The organism is Rhizobium azibense (assembly GCF_004342325.1).
In the GTDB taxonomy this organism is placed as follows: Bacteria; Pseudomonadota; Alphaproteobacteria; order Rhizobiales; family Rhizobiaceae; genus Rhizobium; species Rhizobium etli_B.
The window spans coordinates 229,422-244,517 of the sequence record NZ_SMBJ01000004.1; the positions used below are offsets into that span (position 1 = coordinate 229,422).

The 15,096-nt window shown below is 60.3% G+C and carries 17 protein-coding genes; 12 read left to right on the forward strand and 5 right to left on the reverse strand.

From position 1 onward, the window contains the following. Positions 1-2 precede the first annotated feature (2 nt). From EV130_RS11525 to trmB, 7 genes are all read left to right on the forward strand, one after another. Positions 3-1,055, forward strand: coding sequence for a PhoH family protein (locus tag EV130_RS11525; RefSeq protein WP_074059968.1), 1,053 nt, complete (start codon positions 3-5; stop codon positions 1,053-1,055). Continuing rightward, positions 1,055-1,570 carry an rRNA maturation RNase YbeY gene (ybeY, locus tag EV130_RS11530; RefSeq protein ID WP_132551156.1) on the forward strand — a complete coding sequence of 172 codons (516 nt, stop codon included), beginning with the start codon at positions 1,055-1,057 and terminating at the stop codon, positions 1,568-1,570. The genes EV130_RS11525 and ybeY overlap by 1 nt, the downstream gene beginning before the upstream one ends. Further along, the gene (locus EV130_RS11535) at positions 1,567-2,703 is read left to right on the forward strand and encodes a hemolysin family protein (RefSeq protein WP_074059966.1); all 1,137 of its coding nucleotides are present in this window, start codon (positions 1,567-1,569) and stop codon (positions 2,701-2,703) included. The genes ybeY and EV130_RS11535 overlap by 4 nt, the downstream gene beginning before the upstream one ends. A gap of 79 nt (positions 2,704-2,782) precedes the next feature. Beyond that, a complete protein-coding gene (gene lnt / locus EV130_RS11540; RefSeq protein ID WP_132551158.1) occupies positions 2,783-4,387 on the forward strand; it encodes an apolipoprotein N-acyltransferase in 1,605 nt (534 codons plus the stop codon). A 150-nt stretch (positions 4,388-4,537) separates the two neighbouring features. Further along, positions 4,538-4,957, forward strand: a complete 420-nt coding sequence (locus EV130_RS11545) for a helix-turn-helix domain-containing protein (RefSeq protein ID WP_022713467.1) — start codon at positions 4,538-4,540, stop codon at positions 4,955-4,957. Positions 4,958-5,138: 181 nt separating this feature from the next. Beyond that, entirely contained in the window at positions 5,139-6,392 is a 1,254-nt protein-coding gene (metK, locus tag EV130_RS11550; protein WP_132660342.1) for a methionine adenosyltransferase, read from the forward strand. Beyond that, complete coding sequence (gene trmB, locus EV130_RS11555) at positions 6,389-7,090, forward strand: tRNA (guanine(46)-N(7))-methyltransferase TrmB (protein WP_074059963.1); 702 nt, start codon at positions 6,389-6,391, stop codon at positions 7,088-7,090. The genes metK and trmB overlap by 4 nt, the downstream gene beginning before the upstream one ends. A gap of 10 nt (positions 7,091-7,100) precedes the next feature. Here trmB and EV130_RS11560 read toward each other — a convergent pair whose 3' ends face one another. Together EV130_RS11560 and EV130_RS11565 are read right to left on the reverse strand one after the other, a co-directional pair. Further along, the gene (locus EV130_RS11560; protein WP_074059962.1) at positions 7,101-7,358 is read right to left on the reverse strand and encodes a BQ00720 family protein; all 258 of its coding nucleotides are present in this window, start codon (positions 7,356-7,358) and stop codon (positions 7,101-7,103) included. Between the two features lie 47 nt (positions 7,359-7,405). Next, positions 7,406-7,831, reverse strand: a complete 426-nt coding sequence (locus tag EV130_RS11565; protein WP_022713463.1) for an Hsp20 family protein — start codon at positions 7,829-7,831, stop codon at positions 7,406-7,408. Between the two features lie 292 nt (positions 7,832-8,123). Between EV130_RS11565 and EV130_RS11570 the strand changes: the two genes are divergently transcribed. Next, positions 8,124-9,068, forward strand: a complete 945-nt coding sequence (locus tag EV130_RS11570) for a nucleoside hydrolase (protein ID WP_132551162.1) — start codon at positions 8,124-8,126, stop codon at positions 9,066-9,068. A gap of 36 nt (positions 9,069-9,104) precedes the next feature. On the opposite strand, the gene grpE is transcribed toward EV130_RS11570, so the two are convergent. Together grpE and hrcA are read right to left on the reverse strand one after the other, a co-directional pair. Next, positions 9,105-9,737 (reverse strand): nucleotide exchange factor GrpE, encoded by a 633-nt coding sequence (grpE, locus tag EV130_RS11575; protein ID WP_132551164.1) that lies wholly within the window; start codon positions 9,735-9,737, stop codon positions 9,105-9,107. Positions 9,738-9,837: 100 nt separating this feature from the next. Next, positions 9,838-10,926, reverse strand: coding sequence for a heat-inducible transcriptional repressor HrcA (hrcA, locus tag EV130_RS11580; protein WP_074059959.1), 1,089 nt, complete (start codon positions 10,924-10,926; stop codon positions 9,838-9,840). A 182-nt stretch (positions 10,927-11,108) separates the two neighbouring features. Between hrcA and rph the strand changes: the two genes are divergently transcribed. From rph to hemW, 4 genes are read left to right on the forward strand one after another with little or no spacing between them, the layout of a single operon-like run. Next, positions 11,109-11,828, forward strand: coding sequence for a ribonuclease PH (rph, locus tag EV130_RS11585; RefSeq protein ID WP_074063023.1), 720 nt, complete (start codon positions 11,109-11,111; stop codon positions 11,826-11,828). Beyond that, a complete protein-coding gene (locus EV130_RS11590; protein ID WP_074059958.1) occupies positions 11,825-12,241 on the forward strand; it encodes a VOC family protein in 417 nt (138 codons plus the stop codon). Before rph ends, EV130_RS11590 begins: the two co-directional genes overlap by 4 nt. Before the next feature lie 7 nt (positions 12,242-12,248). Beyond that, positions 12,249-12,893, forward strand: a complete 645-nt coding sequence (gene rdgB, locus EV130_RS11595) for an RdgB/HAM1 family non-canonical purine NTP pyrophosphatase (protein ID WP_074059957.1) — start codon at positions 12,249-12,251, stop codon at positions 12,891-12,893. Between the two features lie 9 nt (positions 12,894-12,902). Further along, complete coding sequence (gene hemW / locus EV130_RS11600; RefSeq protein WP_074059956.1) at positions 12,903-14,105, forward strand: radical SAM family heme chaperone HemW; 1,203 nt, start codon at positions 12,903-12,905, stop codon at positions 14,103-14,105. 3 nt (positions 14,106-14,108) lie between these two features. Here hemW and EV130_RS11605 read toward each other — a convergent pair whose 3' ends face one another. Next, entirely contained in the window at positions 14,109-15,023 is a 915-nt protein-coding gene (locus EV130_RS11605; RefSeq protein ID WP_132660344.1) for a DMT family transporter, read from the reverse strand. Positions 15,024-15,096 lie beyond the last annotated feature (73 nt).

Below are 15,096 nucleotides of genomic sequence, written 5' to 3' on the forward strand. Positions count from 1 at the left end.
GCTTGAACGGACAAGAATTGGTTTCTTCTTCACCGCGCCACCCACGCATTGCGAGCGACGCCAATCACTTCGTCCTGACGTTCGAGAACAACCGGTTCGCCAGCGAGCTGTTCGGGCAATTCGACCAGAATCTGAAGCTTCTCGAAGAGCGGCTGCAGATCGATGCGCGCGCCCGCGGAAATTCCGTCGTCATCACCGGTGACGTCGTCGCCACCAATCAAGCGCGGCGCACGCTGGACTACCTCTATGAAAAGCTCCAGAAAGGCGGCAGCGTGGAACGATCCGACGTGGAAGGCGCGATCCGCATGGCGGTTGCCGCCGACGATCAGTTGAGCCTGCCGACCATGGAGAAGAAAGCCAAGCTGACCATGGCGCAGATTTCAACACGCAAGAAGACGATCGTTGCGCGCACGCCGACGCAGGATGCCTACATACGCGCCATGGAGCGCGCAGAACTTGTGTTCGGCGTTGGACCAGCCGGCACGGGCAAGACCTATCTCGCCGTCGCGCATGCGGCCCAGATGCTGGAACGCGGTGCCGTCGAGAAGATCATCCTTTCGCGGCCAGCCGTCGAAGCCGGCGAGCGCCTTGGCTTCCTGCCGGGGGACATGAAGGAGAAGGTCGATCCCTATCTCCGGCCGCTCTATGATGCGCTCTACGACATGATCCCCGGAGACAAGGTCGAGCGCGCGATCACGGCCGGCGTCATTGAGATCGCGCCGCTCGCCTTCATGCGCGGACGCACCCTCTCGAACGCAGCCATCATCCTCGACGAGGCGCAGAACACGACCTCGATGCAGATGAAGATGTTCCTGACGCGTCTCGGCGAGAATTCGCGAATGATCATCACGGGCGACCCGAGCCAGATCGATTTGCCGCGCGGCGTGAAGTCCGGACTCGTCGAGGCACTGCATCTGCTCGACGGCGTGGAAGGGATCTCGACGATCCGCTTCAAGGATGTCGATGTCGTGCGCCATCCTCTGGTCGGACGGATCGTAAGGGCCTATGACGCCACCTATACCACGCGCCCGGAAGACGCCGGACCGCAGGTCTGATGGCCGCAATCGATATCCAGATCAGCATCGAGGAGGGCGACTGGCCCTCGGAGAACGAACTTCAGGCCCTGGCCGAACGCGTGCTGGAAGCGGCATCGAAGCTTCTCGAGCAAGACGAGAAGCAGAGGTTTCCCAAGAGGGCGACGGAGCTTTCTCTTCTCTTCACGGACGACGAGGCCATCCGCGCCATCAACGCCCAATGGCGCAAGAAAGACAAGGCCACCAATGTCCTCTCCTTCCCTGCCTTTCCGATAGCGCCGGGACAGATGCCAGGTCCGATGCTTGGTGATATCATCATCGCCAGGGAGACCGTCGAACGGGAAGCACGCGAGCTCGAAAAATCGTTCGAGGACCATCTGACGCATCTGATGGTGCATGGTTTCTTGCATCTCTTCGGCTACGACCATATGAATAACGACGAAGCCGAAATTATGGAGCGGTTGGAGACTCGCATTTTAGCGGTACTCGGCCTATCTGACCCATACGAGGGTCAAGACCTTAAAATGGAACGATGAGCGACTTTACAACGAAACCGGCGGCGGAAACCAAGGACGCCGATCAATCCTCCTCCTCGGATGAGGCTGGCAGTAGTAGCAGGCAATCAGGACGATCATTCTGGGCGCGTGCGGCCCGCATTCTCCGCCCCCAGCAAGGTTCGCGCATCCGCGAAGACCTCGCCGACGCGCTTATGACGAACGATACCGGCGACGATGCCTTTTCGCCCGACGAGCGGGCGATGCTCCACAACATCCTGCGTTTCCGCGAAGTGCGTGTCGCCGACGTCATGGTTCCGCGCGCCGATATCGAGGCGGTCGACCAGAACATAACCATCGGCGAGTTGATGATCCTCTTTGAGGAATCCGGACGCTCGCGCATGCCCGTATATGCCGATACGCTCGACGATCCGCGCGGCATGGTGCATATCCGCGACCTGCTCTCCTATGTCGCAAAGCAGGCACGCAACAAGCGCCGGGCAGGTACCAAGACTGCTGCCAAGCCGCTGGTCGAGATCGCCACAGACAACATCCAAAAGCCGGGACGCTCGGCAAAACCGAATTTCGATCTCGCCCGCGTCGACCTGCAGAAAACGCTCGCCGAGGCCGGCATCATCCGCAAGATCCTCTTCGTGCCGCCGTCGATGCTGGCATCCGATCTGCTTCGCCGCATGCAGGTGAACCGCACGCAGATGGCGCTCGTCATCGATGAATATGGCGGCACCGACGGCTTGGCTTCACACGAGGACATCGTCGAGATGGTCGTCGGCGACATCGACGACGAGCATGACGACGAAGAAGTCATGTTCAAGCGCATTTCCGAAGACGTCTTTGTGGCGGATGCCCGCGTCGAACTGGAGGAGATTGCAGAAGCGATCGGCCCGGATTTCGACATAACCGAGCAGGTGGACGAGGTCGATACGCTTGGCGGTCTCATCTTCTCCGCCCTCGGCCGCATTCCGGTTCGGGGCGAAGTGGTCCAGGCGCTGCCGGATTTCGAATTCCACATTCTCGAGGCCGATCCGCGCCGCATCAAGCGCGTGCGCATCACCCGCAAGCGTCAGGCGATCCGCCGGCGTGTGAAGGCCGACGGCGAAAGTGCGACCGGTGCTGAGGCAACAGACGACCGGACGGCGGAGTCCACGTCGAACTGATTTTCCGCACGGCACGACAAAGCGCGGCTTTTTTGAAAGACTGCGGACCGGGTTGATTCGCGGCTTGAATGGAGTGCGCATGGAGCGTCTTGCGGACAGGGTCATCCTGGTCTGGGGTTTCAAACGAGCGTTGCTGGCTGTCCTGGCCGGCGCAATTGCCGTTCTGGCCCTCCCGCCGATCGGCTTTTTTGCTGCAATGTTTTTCTCTTTCACGCTCCTCGTCTGGCTGATCGATGGCGCAGCCGCCTCCCCCGGGGCAAGCATCCTCGGCCGCCTCTGGCCCTCCTTCGCGATCGGGTGGCTCTTCGGCTTCGGCTATTTCGTCGCAGGCCTCTGGTGGCTTGGCCATGCGCTCATGGTCGATTCGGAAGAATTTGCCTGGGCGCTGCCGCTGGCCGTCCTCGGCCTGCCGGCAGTGCTGGCGATCTATTATGGCCTTGCGGCAGCTGTTGCCCGCATCTTCTGGTCGGACGGGATGGGCCGCATTGCAGCACTTGCCGCAAGCTTCGGCCTCTTCGAGTGGTTGCGCAGCTTCACCTTTACGGGTTTTCCGTGGAATGCGGTCGGCTACGGCATCATGCCTATGCCCTTGATGATGCAGTCCGCACACCTCGTCGGCACCGCAGGCGTGACTGCTCTTGCCGTCTTCGTCTTTTCTGCCCCGGCTCTTGTTGGGACGCGCCAGGGTGCGACGGCAGGTGTCGGGCTTGCCGCTCTGCTTTTTGCAGCTCATGTCGGATACGGCGCCTATGTGCTTCATGTTGCGCCGCAAGCTTCCACGCTGCCGGAGGAGAAACGGCCAGTGATCCGGCTCGTGCAGCCGATGATCGACCAGGCGGCCAAGCTCGACAGCAACGCCGACCGCTCGGCCATCTTCGAGATGCATTTGAAGCTCTCCGCCGAAGCGCCGCGAGACGGCGGAAAGAAACCCGACATCATCGTCTGGCCGGAAACTTCGATCCCTTTCATCCTCACCGACAATCAGGATGCTCTTGCCCGGATTGCCGATACGCTGGACGACAATCAGATTCTGATCGCAGGCGCCGTGCGAGCCGAAGAGATGGGGCCGGGAAACCCGGTGCGATACTACAATTCGATCTACGCCTTCGATGGACGCGGCCAGATCATCGCAGCTTCCGACAAGGTGCATCTCGTCCCATTCGGCGAGTATGTGCCGTTCGAGGATATCCTCGATGATTTCGGCATCGGGAATATCGTCGAAATGCCGGGCGGATTCTCTGCCGCGGCAACGCGGCATCTCCTGGAACTGCCGACGGGGCTAAAGCTCTATCCCCTGGTCTGTTACGAGATCATCTTTGCCGACGAGATGACCGGCGACATCGCCGATGCCGGTGCGATCTTGAACATCACGAACGACGCCTGGTTCGGCAATACCCCCGGTCCTTATCAGCACTTCCAGCAAGCGCGGGTGCGCGCAGTGGAGACAGGTTTGCCGCTGATTCGCGACGCCAACAACGGCATTTCGGCGATCGTGAATGCGCGCGGGCAGATCGTTGCAGGGCTCAGCCTCAATGAGAGAGGCTTCATCGACGCAACCCTTGAGAGATTCGGCAACGCTTCCCGGAATTTGTTTTTACAACAGGCTTACTTCTGGTTGACTGAAACGTTGTTGTTTTTGATTGCGGCGATTTCCCGCTTTGGTTTTATTTTCAAGCCGAATTGACCCAAAACCCCTAAAATTGCATAGTGGTGACGATCGGCGTTGTTAACGTATGCTTGATGATGGGGTTTTCGCCGCTTGCAACGTGGCGTTACGGATGGGTCTGGGCACTGCCGGTTTAACCAGGTTGAAATTCTTTGCTAGGGCACGACCATGATTGAAAACAAGAAGAAGCCTAACCCGATCGACATACACGTTGGCAGCCGCATTCGGCTTCGCCGCACAATGCTGGGAATGAGCCAGGAGAAGCTCGGCGAGAGCCTCGGCATTACCTTCCAGCAGATCCAGAAATATGAAAAAGGCACGAACCGCGTCGGTGCGAGCCGCCTGCAGAACATCTCGAGCATTCTCAACGTCCCGGTTTCGTTTTTCTTCGAGGACGCGCCCGGCGATCACACCGGTGGACTGACCGGCATGGCAGAAGCGTCGAGCTCGAATTATGTGGTCGATTTCCTCTCTTCCTCGGAGGGCCTTCAGCTCAACCGGGCGTTCGTAAAGATTTCCGACCCGAAGGTTCGCCGCAAGGTCGTGGAGCTTGTGAAGGCACTTGCCGCCGAGGCCGACACGGACTGAATCCCTTGATGCTTCCGGTTTTTCAAAAGGTGGTCGAAAGGCCACCTTTTTTGCTTTTTCGGGGCAAAATTTATCATTTCATGGTAGATATAAAGATATATTTATGTCCTTCTGTGCTTGTTTTTCGAACGCGAAATGAGTACCAACTAACGGCTTTTGTTCTTTGAGGGGAATCCCGAAAATGCGCGCGAATTATCTTTTCACCAGTGAGTCAGTCGCCGAAGGTCACCCGGACAAGGTGTGTGACCGCATCTCGGACGAGATCGTGGATCTGGTCTATCGTGAGGCGGCCAAGACCGGCGTCAACCCCTGGGGCGTGCGCATTGCCTGCGAAACCCTGGCAACGACGAACCGCGTCGTGATCGCCGGTGAAGTCCGTCTGCCACCAAGCCTGATGAAGAAGGGCAAGGACGGCAAGGACGTCATCAACCCGTCGAAATTCAAGGCTGCCGCCCGCCGCGCCATCAAGGACATCGGCTACGAGCAGGAGGGCTTCCACTGGAAGACGGCGAAGATCGACGTGCTTTTGCACTCGCAGTCTGCCGATATCGCTCAGGGCGTCGACAACGCAGCCGACCAGCAGGGTGACGAAGGCGCCGGTGACCAGGGCATCATGTTCGGTTACGCATGCAAGGAAACGCCGGACCTCATGCCGGCGCCGATCTACTATTCCCACAAGATCCTGCAGCTGCTTGCCGCGGCCCGCAAGAAGGGCGACGGCGATGTCGCCAGGCTCGGTCCGGACGCCAAGAGCCAGGTGACCGTGCGCTACATCGACGGCAAGCCGGCCGAGGTGACCTCGATCGTCTTGTCGACCCAGCACCTCGACGAGAGCTGGGATTCCAGCAAGGTTCGCGCTGTCGTCGAGCCCTATATCCGCGAAGCGCTCGGTGAGCTGCCGATTGCCACGGATTGCAACTGGTACATCAACCCGACCGGCAAGTTCGTCATCGGCGGTCCGGACGGCGATGCCGGTCTCACCGGCCGCAAGATCATCGTCGATACCTACGGCGGTGCCGCTCCGCACGGCGGCGGGGCGTTTTCCGGCAAGGACACGACCAAGGTCGACCGCTCGGCGGCCTATGCTGCCCGCTATCTTGCGAAGAACGTCGTTGCCGCAGGTCTCGCCGACCGCTGCACGATCCAGCTTTCCTATGCAATCGGCGTCGCTCAACCGCTGTCGATCTATGTCGACCTGCACGGCACCGGCAAGAGCGTGACGGAAGACCAGGTCGAGGCGGCGATCCGCAAGAACATGGACCTGTCGCCGACCGGCATCCGCCGTCACCTCGACCTCAACAAACCGATCTACGCCAAGACCTCGGCCTACGGCCACTTCGGCCGGAAGGCGGGACGTGACGGCTCGTTCTCATGGGAGCGCACCGACCTCGTCAAGGCGCTGAAGGAAGCCGTGAAGCTGCGGGAAGCCGCATGACGGATATGGAGCGTCGGGGGCGCGCGACGGAGGCGTTCTTCGGTCGCCGCAAGGGGAAGGCTCTGCGCGAACATCAGGCGGAAAGACTGAACACCCTGCTCCCGACATTCCTCATCGATATTTCGGCGGCTCCACCCGAGCCGCTGAAAAGCCTCTTTCCGGTTCCGGTAGAAGCACTGCGCCTGGAAATCGGCTTCGGCGGTGGCGAACATCTGATCCACCGTGCGCTGGAAATGCCCTCGACCGGCTTCATCGGCGTCGAACCCTTCATCAATTCCATGCAGAAACTGCTGGCAAGCATCGAGACGAAGGATGCAAGGAATATCCGCGTCTATGACGACGATGCAACGCAGCTTCTCGACTGGTTACCGAACGGCTGCCTTGATCACATCGATCTGCTTTATCCCGATCCCTGGCCGAAACGGAAGCATTGGAAACGACGCTTCGTTTCCAAGACCAATCTCGACCGTTTCCATCGCGTGCTGAAGCCGGGCGGCCTCTTCTGCTTCGCCTCGGACATCGATACCTACGTGAACTGGACCCTGCTGAAGTGCCGCGATCACGGCGGCTTCGACTGGCTTGCGCAAAACGCTGCCGACTGGCTTGCGCCTTATCAGGGCTGGCCGAGCACACGCTACGAGGCCAAGGCCCGGCGCGAGGGCAGATCCTCGGCCTATCTGACATTCAAAAAGATCTAAGCCTGCATCTCTAGTGCAGGCTGACCGTTTTCAATTCGTCTTCAGCCGCCTTGAAGAAGGTGCTGGAGCGATTGTCCGTGAGCAGGATCGGCGTTCCGTCTGCGCCGAAAAGGGCCCAAAGGTCGACGCTCGGATCGATCTCTGGTGCTTCGGGAAAGCACTTCGAAACCTCGTCGTTGCGCATTTTGCGGATATAGGCGACCTCGCCGTTGCCGATACCGGCAAGCTCGGACTTGGTCAGGTGAGAATTCGCTTCTTTCATCAACATTCCTGTACCTCCGGGAGAAGGGACCAACAGCCGGATGGGCCGTTGTCCTACTGTGAGACCGAAATGTTAATTTTCTTCACCATGCGCGCTGGTTCTGGACGAACGAGATCGACGGCCAGCAGTCCGTTCTTGAGGCTGGCGCCCAGAACCTGCATGCCGTCTGCCAAGACGAAGGTTCGCTGGAACTGGCGCGCAGCAATGCCGCGATAGAGATATTCATGTTCGCCATGCTCGACCTGGCGACCGCGGATCAGCAACTGATTCTCTTCCGTCGTAACGTCCAGCTCGTCTTCGCTGAAACCCGCAACGGCAACCGTGATGCGCAGGCGCTCGGGCGCTCCCTGGCCCGGAGCGATACGTTCGATATTGTAGGGTGGGTAACCATCGCTTGCCTTGGAAATGCGTTCAAGCGTCTTTTCCATGGCATCGAAACCCAAAAGCAGCGGGCTGGCGAAAGGTGTCATGCGGCTCATCTCTCAAAGTCCTTGATTCAAGCGACCTTCCCGGACCTAAGCGTAGCATCCGGACGCCGTTAATATGGGAAGTATGTGCCTTTGGCGCAAGTCACATGCGACGCATCGCCGTCACATGAGTTTAAGACGGTCGGACTGGCGTTTAAGACGGTTGGACCTGGGGCCGTTGCTTGACAAAGATCACGCCGCCTCGCATCACATCGTCGACCGCAGCGGCTGCGCCGATCTGCGACGGGAAAATGAACGAATGGTGCCTGCCAAAACGACGTGCACCTCGAGACGGAGCAACGCAATGGCGACCCCCAGGAAGATCATCATCGACACCGATCCCGGCCAGGACGATGCAGCGGCCATCATGCTTGCCTTCGGCAGTGCCGAAGAGCTCGAAGTACTCGCCATCACGACCGTTGCAGGCAATGTGCCGCTCTCCTACACGAGCCGCAACGCGCGCATCGTCTGCGAGCTCTGCGGACGGACCGACACCAAGGTCTTCGCAGGCGCCGACGCGCCAATGGCGCGCAAGCTGGTCACGGCCGAGCACGTGCACGGAAAGACCGGCCTCGATGGACCGGAGCTCGACGAGCCGACGATGCCGCTTGAGGCACAGCACGCCGTCGACTTCATCATCGAGACGCTTCGCCGTGAGCCGGAAGGTACGGTGACGCTTTGCACGCTCGGACCGCTCACCAATATCGGCATGGCCTTGCAAAAGGCGCCAGACATCATCCCGCGCATCCGTGAACTGGTGATGATGGGAGGCGGCTTCTTCGAGGGCGGCAACATAACGCCCGCCGCCGAATTCAACATCTATGTCGATCCGGAAGCGGCCGACATCGTCTTTCGTTCCGGCATGGCCATCGTGATGATGCCGCTCGACGTGACACATCAGTTGCTGACACGCAAGGATCGTGTGAAGCGCATGGCCGATCTCGGCACGGCACCGGCCAAAGCGATGGTCGAAATGCTGGAATTCTTCGAACGCTTCGATGTCGAGAAATATGGTTCTGACGGTGGACCCCTGCACGATCCGGCAGTCGTCGCCTATCTCTTGAAGCCGGAACTGTTCAAGGGCCGTGACTGCAACGTCGAGATAGAGGTGAAGTCGGAGCTGACTGTCGGCATGACGGTGGTCGACTGGTGGCATGTGACCGACCGCAAGCGCAATGCCAAGGTGATGCGCTATGCGGATGCGGACGGCTTTTTCGACCTGCTGATCGAGCGCTTCGCCCGCATCTGATTTTCATCCTGATTGCGACGGCGTCTGAGAAGACGATCAGGCGTCCTTTTCGGTGAAGGCTGTGTTGAGATCTGCATCCGCTGCCTTCGGGCCGCCCTTGGCCACGCCGACCATTGCGGGACGAAGAACACGCTCGCCGATCGTGAAACCTGCCTGGACGACCTGGACGACCGTGTTATTTGCCACTTCGGCATTCGGAACCTCGAACATCGCCTGGTGGAAGTTCGGATCGAACTTCTGGCCGATGGGATCCAACTTGCGGACACCGTGGCGCTCCAGCGCCGAGAGCATGGAGCGCTCCGTCATCTCGACACCTTCGATCAAAGTGTTGAGGCCCGTCTCGCCCGCTTCCTTCGCCTCGGGCGGTATGGCATCCAGCGCGCGGCGCAGATTGTCCGAAACGGCAAGCATATCGCGCGCAAAGCCGGCGACTGAGTAGGATTTTGCATCCTTCACGTCGCGCTCTGTGCGGCGGCGCAGATTGTCCATTTCGGCGGCCAGGCGCAGATAACGGTCGCGCAGCTCGGCATTTTCAGCCTTGAGCACTTCGAGCGGATCCGGCTGGCGCGGCGCTTCCACCGTGGTTTCGTTCTCGACGTTTGCGGCAACGTCGTCTGCGGCTTCAGCCGCGGCAGCGTCAGATCCGTTTTTCGTCGTTTCGTCAGTCATGACGGTCTCCGGTAGTAGGTTCTCTTGGGATGGGCCCGATATCGAGCTTTGACCGCAAAAAATCAAGTCTGCGTGACGAAGAAGAGAAAATTCCGTTCTTTTAAAGCGTGCCGCGCGCAAGCCGGGAAATCAGCTGGGCGGTGTAGTCCACCATCGGCACGATGCGTGAATAATTGAGCCGCGTCGGTCCGATGACGCCGACGGCGCCGACAATGCGGTCGTCATCGTCGCGATAGGGCGCAACAATCAGCGACGAGCCGGAAAGTGAAAACAGCTTGTTCTCAGAACCGATGAAGATGCGCACGCCCGGACCGGTCTCGGCAAGGTTCAGCAGCTCGATCAAGCTGTCCTTCTTTTCGAGATCGTCGAAGAGCATGCGGAGACGATCGAGGTCCTCCGCGCCTGCCAGGCCCTCGAGCAGGTTGGATCGGCCGCGGATGATAAGCTGCGGCGGCTTGCCTTCATCCGTATCGCCAGACCACACCGCGATACCGCGCTCGACGAGATCGCGCGACAACGCGTCGAGCTCGTGGCGGACGTTCTCCTTCAAGCGGCTGAGCTGCTTGCGCAATTCCGGCAATGTCTGGCCGGACATATGGGCATTGAGGAAATTGGCGGCCTCCGTCAGCTGCGACGACGTAACGCCTGCCGGCAATTCGATGATGCGGTTTTCGACCTGATCGTGATCGCCGACGAGCACTGCCAACGCCTTGGTGGGCTCCAGGCGGATGAATTCGACATGCTTGAGAACCGGGTCGCTCTTCGAGGTGATGACGAGCCCTGCGCCGCGCGAAATGCCCGACAACATCCGGCTTGCCTCGTTCATCATCGATTCAACCGGATTATCGCGGCTTTCGGGGCGGACCTGGCGGTCGATATTCGCACGGTCCTCGGCCGAAAGGTCGCCGACCTGCATGAAGGCATCGACGAAGAAGCGAAGGCCGCCCTGCGTCGGCAGGCGTCCGGCGCTGACATGTGGCGAGTAGATCAGGCCCAACTCTTCCAGGTCGCTCATCACGTTGCGAACCGACGCCGGCGACAGCGACATGGGCAGAATGCGCGAAAGATTGCGCGAGCCGAGAGGCTCGCCACTTTCAAGATAACCTTCAACGATGCGGCGGAAGATTTCCTTGGAGCGTTCATCCAGCGCAGCAACGGCATCCGAAACCGACGTCGACCTGAACCCCATGAACTTCCTTGGACCTGCCTTTGATGACGATCCTTAAAATATAGCCGTTCTCGTCCTCGTAGCAAAAGGGAATTTGCAAATGGCTGCGGCCAATCGTAGAAGCTGTCGACACCATTCAAGCATGCATGATGTTTTGCGCAAGCCGCTTCACGGTTTTCGGCATCATGTTTCAGGAGATCACAATGCGGCCTTCAGGCAGAAAAACCGACCAGATGCGCAAAGTCACTTTCGAGCGCAATTTTTCAAAGCATGCGGAAGGTTCCTGCCTCGTCAAATTCGGCGATACGCATGTGCTGTGTACCGCAAGCCTGGAAGAAAAGACGCCACCATGGCTGCGCAACACTGGAAAGGGCTGGGTCACGGCCGAATACGGCATGCTGCCGCGGGCAACCGGCGAGCGCATGAAACGCGAGGCCGCAGCCGGCAAGCAGGGCGGACGCACACAGGAAATTCAGCGCCTGATCGGCCGCTCCCTTCGTGCCGTCGTCGATCTCAAGGAACTCGGCGAGCGCCAGATCACCCTCGACTGCGACGTCATTCAGGCTGACGGCGGCACGCGCACGGCCTCCATTACAGGCGCCTGGATTGCGCTCTACGACTGCCTGAAGTGGATGGAAACCCGCAACATGATCAAGGTCGAGCGCGTGCTCAAGGATCATGTCGCCGCAATTTCGTGCGGCATCTTCGCCAGCCAGCCGGTGATCGACCTCGATTATCTCGAAGATTCCTCTGCTGAAACCGATGCGAATTTCGTCATGACAGGGGCGGGTGGCATCGTTGAAATTCAAGGAACCGCCGAAGGCACGCCGTTTACGGACGGCGAATTTGCCGCGCTGATGACACTGGCCAAAGCCGGCATCGTGGAACTCGTCGACATGCAGAAACAGGCCATCGCCGTATGACTGCCCTTTTGGAAGGCATGCTGGAGACGGCGCTTTATGCGGATGATCTCGACAAGGCCGAGGCTTTCTACGAAGGCGTACTCGGCCTTTCGAAGATCGCGCGCGCCGCAAACCGGCATGTATTCTTCCGCTGCGGGCAAGGCGTGCTGTTGATCTTCAATCCCGATGAAACGGTGAAGCCGCCAGCCGCCGGTGCCCTGCAGGTGCCGGCCCACGGCACGAAAGGTCAGGGCCACGCATGCTTCCGGGTGTCTGGTAAGAACATCGATGTCATGGCGCAGAAGCTCAGGGCCGAAGGCATCGAAATCGAATCGGAAGTGCACTGGCCGAACGGCGGCCGCTCGATCTATTTCCGCGACCCGGCGGGAAACAGCCTCGAATGCGCCGAAGCCAGAATCTGGGGCATCGAATAGGACGACCATGCGCACGCTTGAAACGAAGACCATCGTCGTCGCCAGCCACAACGCCGGCAAGATCCGCGAGATCCAGGACCTGATCGGGCCGCTCGGCTTCACTGCCAAATCGGCAGCGGACCTGAACTTCATCGAGCCTGACGAAACCGGCACGACCTTCGAGGAAAACGCGACGATCAAGGCTCTCGCCTCCGCAAAGGCAGCGGGAATGCCGGCGCTTTCCGACGATTCGGGACTGGTGATCGACGCGCTCGGTGGCGATCCGGGCGTCTATACGGCCAACTGGGCCGAGACTGCCGACGGCACGCGCGACTTTGGGTTGGGGATGGAGAAGGTGCAACGGGCGCTGGAGAAAGCCGGAGCCACTACGCCGGAGCAACGGCGCGCGCGCTTTGTCAGCGTGCTGTGCCTTGCATGGCCAGACGGCCATACGGAGCTTTTCCGCGGCGAGGTGGAAGGTAGCGTCGTCTGGCCGCCGCGCGGCACCCAGGGTTTCGGTTACGATCCGGTTTTCCAGCCGGAAGGTTACGACATCACCTTCGGCGAGATGAGTGCGCAGGAAAAGCACGGCTGGAATATCGGCGAGCCGCAGGCCCTGTCGCATCGGGCGCGCGCATTCAAACGCTTTGTCGAAACCTGCCTGGAAGCGTAAGGTCGGTTCGTGGAGATACTCGATACACCAAGCTTGACGCGCGATGCGATGCTCCTGCCCGATACCGGCGAGCCAGGTTTCGGCGTCTACGTGCATTGGCCGTTCTGCGCGGCGAAGTGCCCCTATTGCGACTTCAACAGCCATGTCCGTCATCAGCCGATCGACCAGGAGCGGTTCGCCGCTGCATTCGTCAAGGAGATGGCGGCCGTTCGCCGGTTGAGCGGGCCGAAGACGGTGACGAGCATCTTCCTTGGCGGCGGCACGCCCTCGCTCATGCATCCAGCAACGGTCTCGGCCATTCTCGATGGTATCGCCAAGCACTGGCACGTGCAAAACGGCATCGAGGTCACGATGGAGGCCAATCCTTCTAGCGTGGAGGCCGATCGCTTCCGCGGCTATCGCGCTGCAGGCGTCAATCGCCTGTCGCTCGGCGTCCAGGCCCTGAACGACCGGGACCTGAAATTCCTCGGCCGCCTGCACGATGTCGCCGACGCACTGAAAGCCATCAAGCTGGCGCGCGATATCTTCCCGCGCATGTCTTTCGACCTGATCTATGCCCGCCCCGACCAGACCGTCGAGGAATGGGACAAGGAGTTGAAGGAGGCGATCTCCTATGCGGTCGATCATCTTTCACTCTACCAGCTGACGATCGAGGAGGGCACGCCCTTCTACGGCCTGCACAAGGCCGGCAAGCTGATCGTGCCGGACGGGGAGCAATCGGCGATCCTCTACGAGGCGACCCAGGAGATCATGGCACGCGAGGGCATGCCCGCCTACGAGGTTTCCAACCATGCCCGGCCCGGCGCCGAGAGCCGCCATAATCTCACCTACTGGCGCTACGGCGACTATGCCGGGATCGGCCCCGGCGCACATGGACGCCTGACGCAAGGCGCTGAGAAGATCGCAACGGCGACCGAGCGCAAGCCGGAGACCTGGCTCGAGCTTGTCGAGCGCGACGGGCATGGCATTCTTGAGCAGGAACGGCTCGGCTATGACGAGCAGGCCGACGAGCTGCTGCTCATGGGACTGCGGCTGAAGGAAGGCGTCGATCTTGCCCGCTGGCAGCAGCTTTCCGGCCGGGATCCGGATCCGAAGCGCGAAGAATTTCTGCTGGAGCACGGTTTCATCGAGCGGATCGGCAACTCCCGGCTTCGCTGCACGCCGTCGGGCATGCTGATCCTCGATTCCGTCGTCGCCGACCTCGCCTGCTGAGCCTCAGGCTGGCCGCCTTTTCCCAAGTGACATCAACCGCCCGTCGATCGCCGCAAGGCCGACGGCGATCGTCACCATGCCGATCAGATGTTTCGCCTGCAGCTGCTCGCCGAGGATGAGCGTACCCAACAGAATGGCGCTGACGGGAATGAGGAAGGTCACCAGCGCCAGGTTCGTCGCGCCCGCCGTTGCGAGAACCCGGAAGAACAGCACATAGGCGACGGCGGTCGAAAGCAGTGCGAGGCCGGCCAGCGCCAGCCAGGTTTCGATACCAGGAGCGGGCAATGCCCATGGACGGTCGGCAATCAGCGCGATCGGCACCATCAGGATGGTGGAGGCCGTCACCTGGCCTGCGGCGGGCAGCAGCGGCGGCATGTTCATCGCCCGGAAGCGGCGGCCCCAGATGCCGGCGAAGGAATAGGAGATCGCAGCGCCAAGTACGGCGAGTTGCGCCAGCACGTTCGACCCGAGATCGTGAAGCACATCGAAGCCGATCATGTAGGCCACGCCGGCAAATCCGATCAGCACGCCAATCAGGCGATGGCCGGTCATCTTCTCGTCGGTGGTCAGTATATGGGCAACAACGACGGTAAAGAGCGGCGTCGTGGCGTTCAGGATCGAGGCAAGGCCGCTTGCAATGTGAACCTGGCCCCAGACGATGAGGCAAAAGGGGATCATGTTGTTCAGAACGCCCATGCCGAAGAAGGCAACCCAACTCTTGCGGTCGCGCGGCATCGTGTGGCCCATGAGCCGCACGATGACATTGAGCGCGAGTGCCGCCAGCAGCACCCTGCCCGTGACGATCGTAAACGGCGGCAGCGCCTTGACGAGGATGCCGTTGAACAGGAACGAGCCGCCCCAAAGAAGTGACAGGACCACAAGCATGCTCCATTCGGCCAAGCCCATTTGTTTCTGCATGTCTTTCTCCCTTCATTGTTGGCAAGGCTTACGATGCGGCCGACGATCTCGCCACCCGTTTCTTGCGCACCAG

Coding starts and splice junctions, on each gene's coding strand:
- metK (WP_132660342.1), top strand. CDS start 5,139: ATGCGCGCGAATTATCTTTTCACCAGTGAGTCAGTCGCCGAAGGTCAC.
- EV130_RS11565 (WP_022713463.1), bottom strand. CDS start 7,831: ATGAGCCGCATGACACCTTTCGCCAGCCCGCTGCTTTTGGGTTTCGAT.
- rph (WP_074063023.1), top strand. CDS start 11,109: ATGCGGCCTTCAGGCAGAAAAACCGACCAGATGCGCAAAGTCACTTTC.
- EV130_RS11560 (WP_074059962.1), bottom strand. CDS start 7,358: ATGTTGATGAAAGAAGCGAATTCTCACCTGACCAAGTCCGAGCTTGCC.
- rdgB (WP_074059957.1), top strand. CDS start 12,249: ATGCGCACGCTTGAAACGAAGACCATCGTCGTCGCCAGCCACAACGCC.
- lnt (WP_132551158.1), top strand. CDS start 2,783: ATGGAGCGTCTTGCGGACAGGGTCATCCTGGTCTGGGGTTTCAAACGA.
- EV130_RS11535 (WP_074059966.1), top strand. CDS start 1,567: ATGAGCGACTTTACAACGAAACCGGCGGCGGAAACCAAGGACGCCGAT.
- EV130_RS11605 (WP_132660344.1), bottom strand. CDS start 15,023: ATGCAGAAACAAATGGGCTTGGCCGAATGGAGCATGCTTGTGGTCCTG.
- trmB (WP_074059963.1), top strand. CDS start 6,389: ATGACGGATATGGAGCGTCGGGGGCGCGCGACGGAGGCGTTCTTCGGT.
- grpE (WP_132551164.1), bottom strand. CDS start 9,737: ATGACTGACGAAACGACGAAAAACGGATCTGACGCTGCCGCGGCTGAA.
- EV130_RS11590 (WP_074059958.1), top strand. CDS start 11,825: ATGACTGCCCTTTTGGAAGGCATGCTGGAGACGGCGCTTTATGCGGAT.
- EV130_RS11545 (WP_022713467.1), top strand. CDS start 4,538: ATGATTGAAAACAAGAAGAAGCCTAACCCGATCGACATACACGTTGGC.
- hrcA (WP_074059959.1), bottom strand. CDS start 10,926: ATGGGGTTCAGGTCGACGTCGGTTTCGGATGCCGTTGCTGCGCTGGAT.
- ybeY (WP_132551156.1), top strand. CDS start 1,055: ATGGCCGCAATCGATATCCAGATCAGCATCGAGGAGGGCGACTGGCCC.
- EV130_RS11570 (WP_132551162.1), top strand. CDS start 8,124: ATGGCGACCCCCAGGAAGATCATCATCGACACCGATCCCGGCCAGGAC.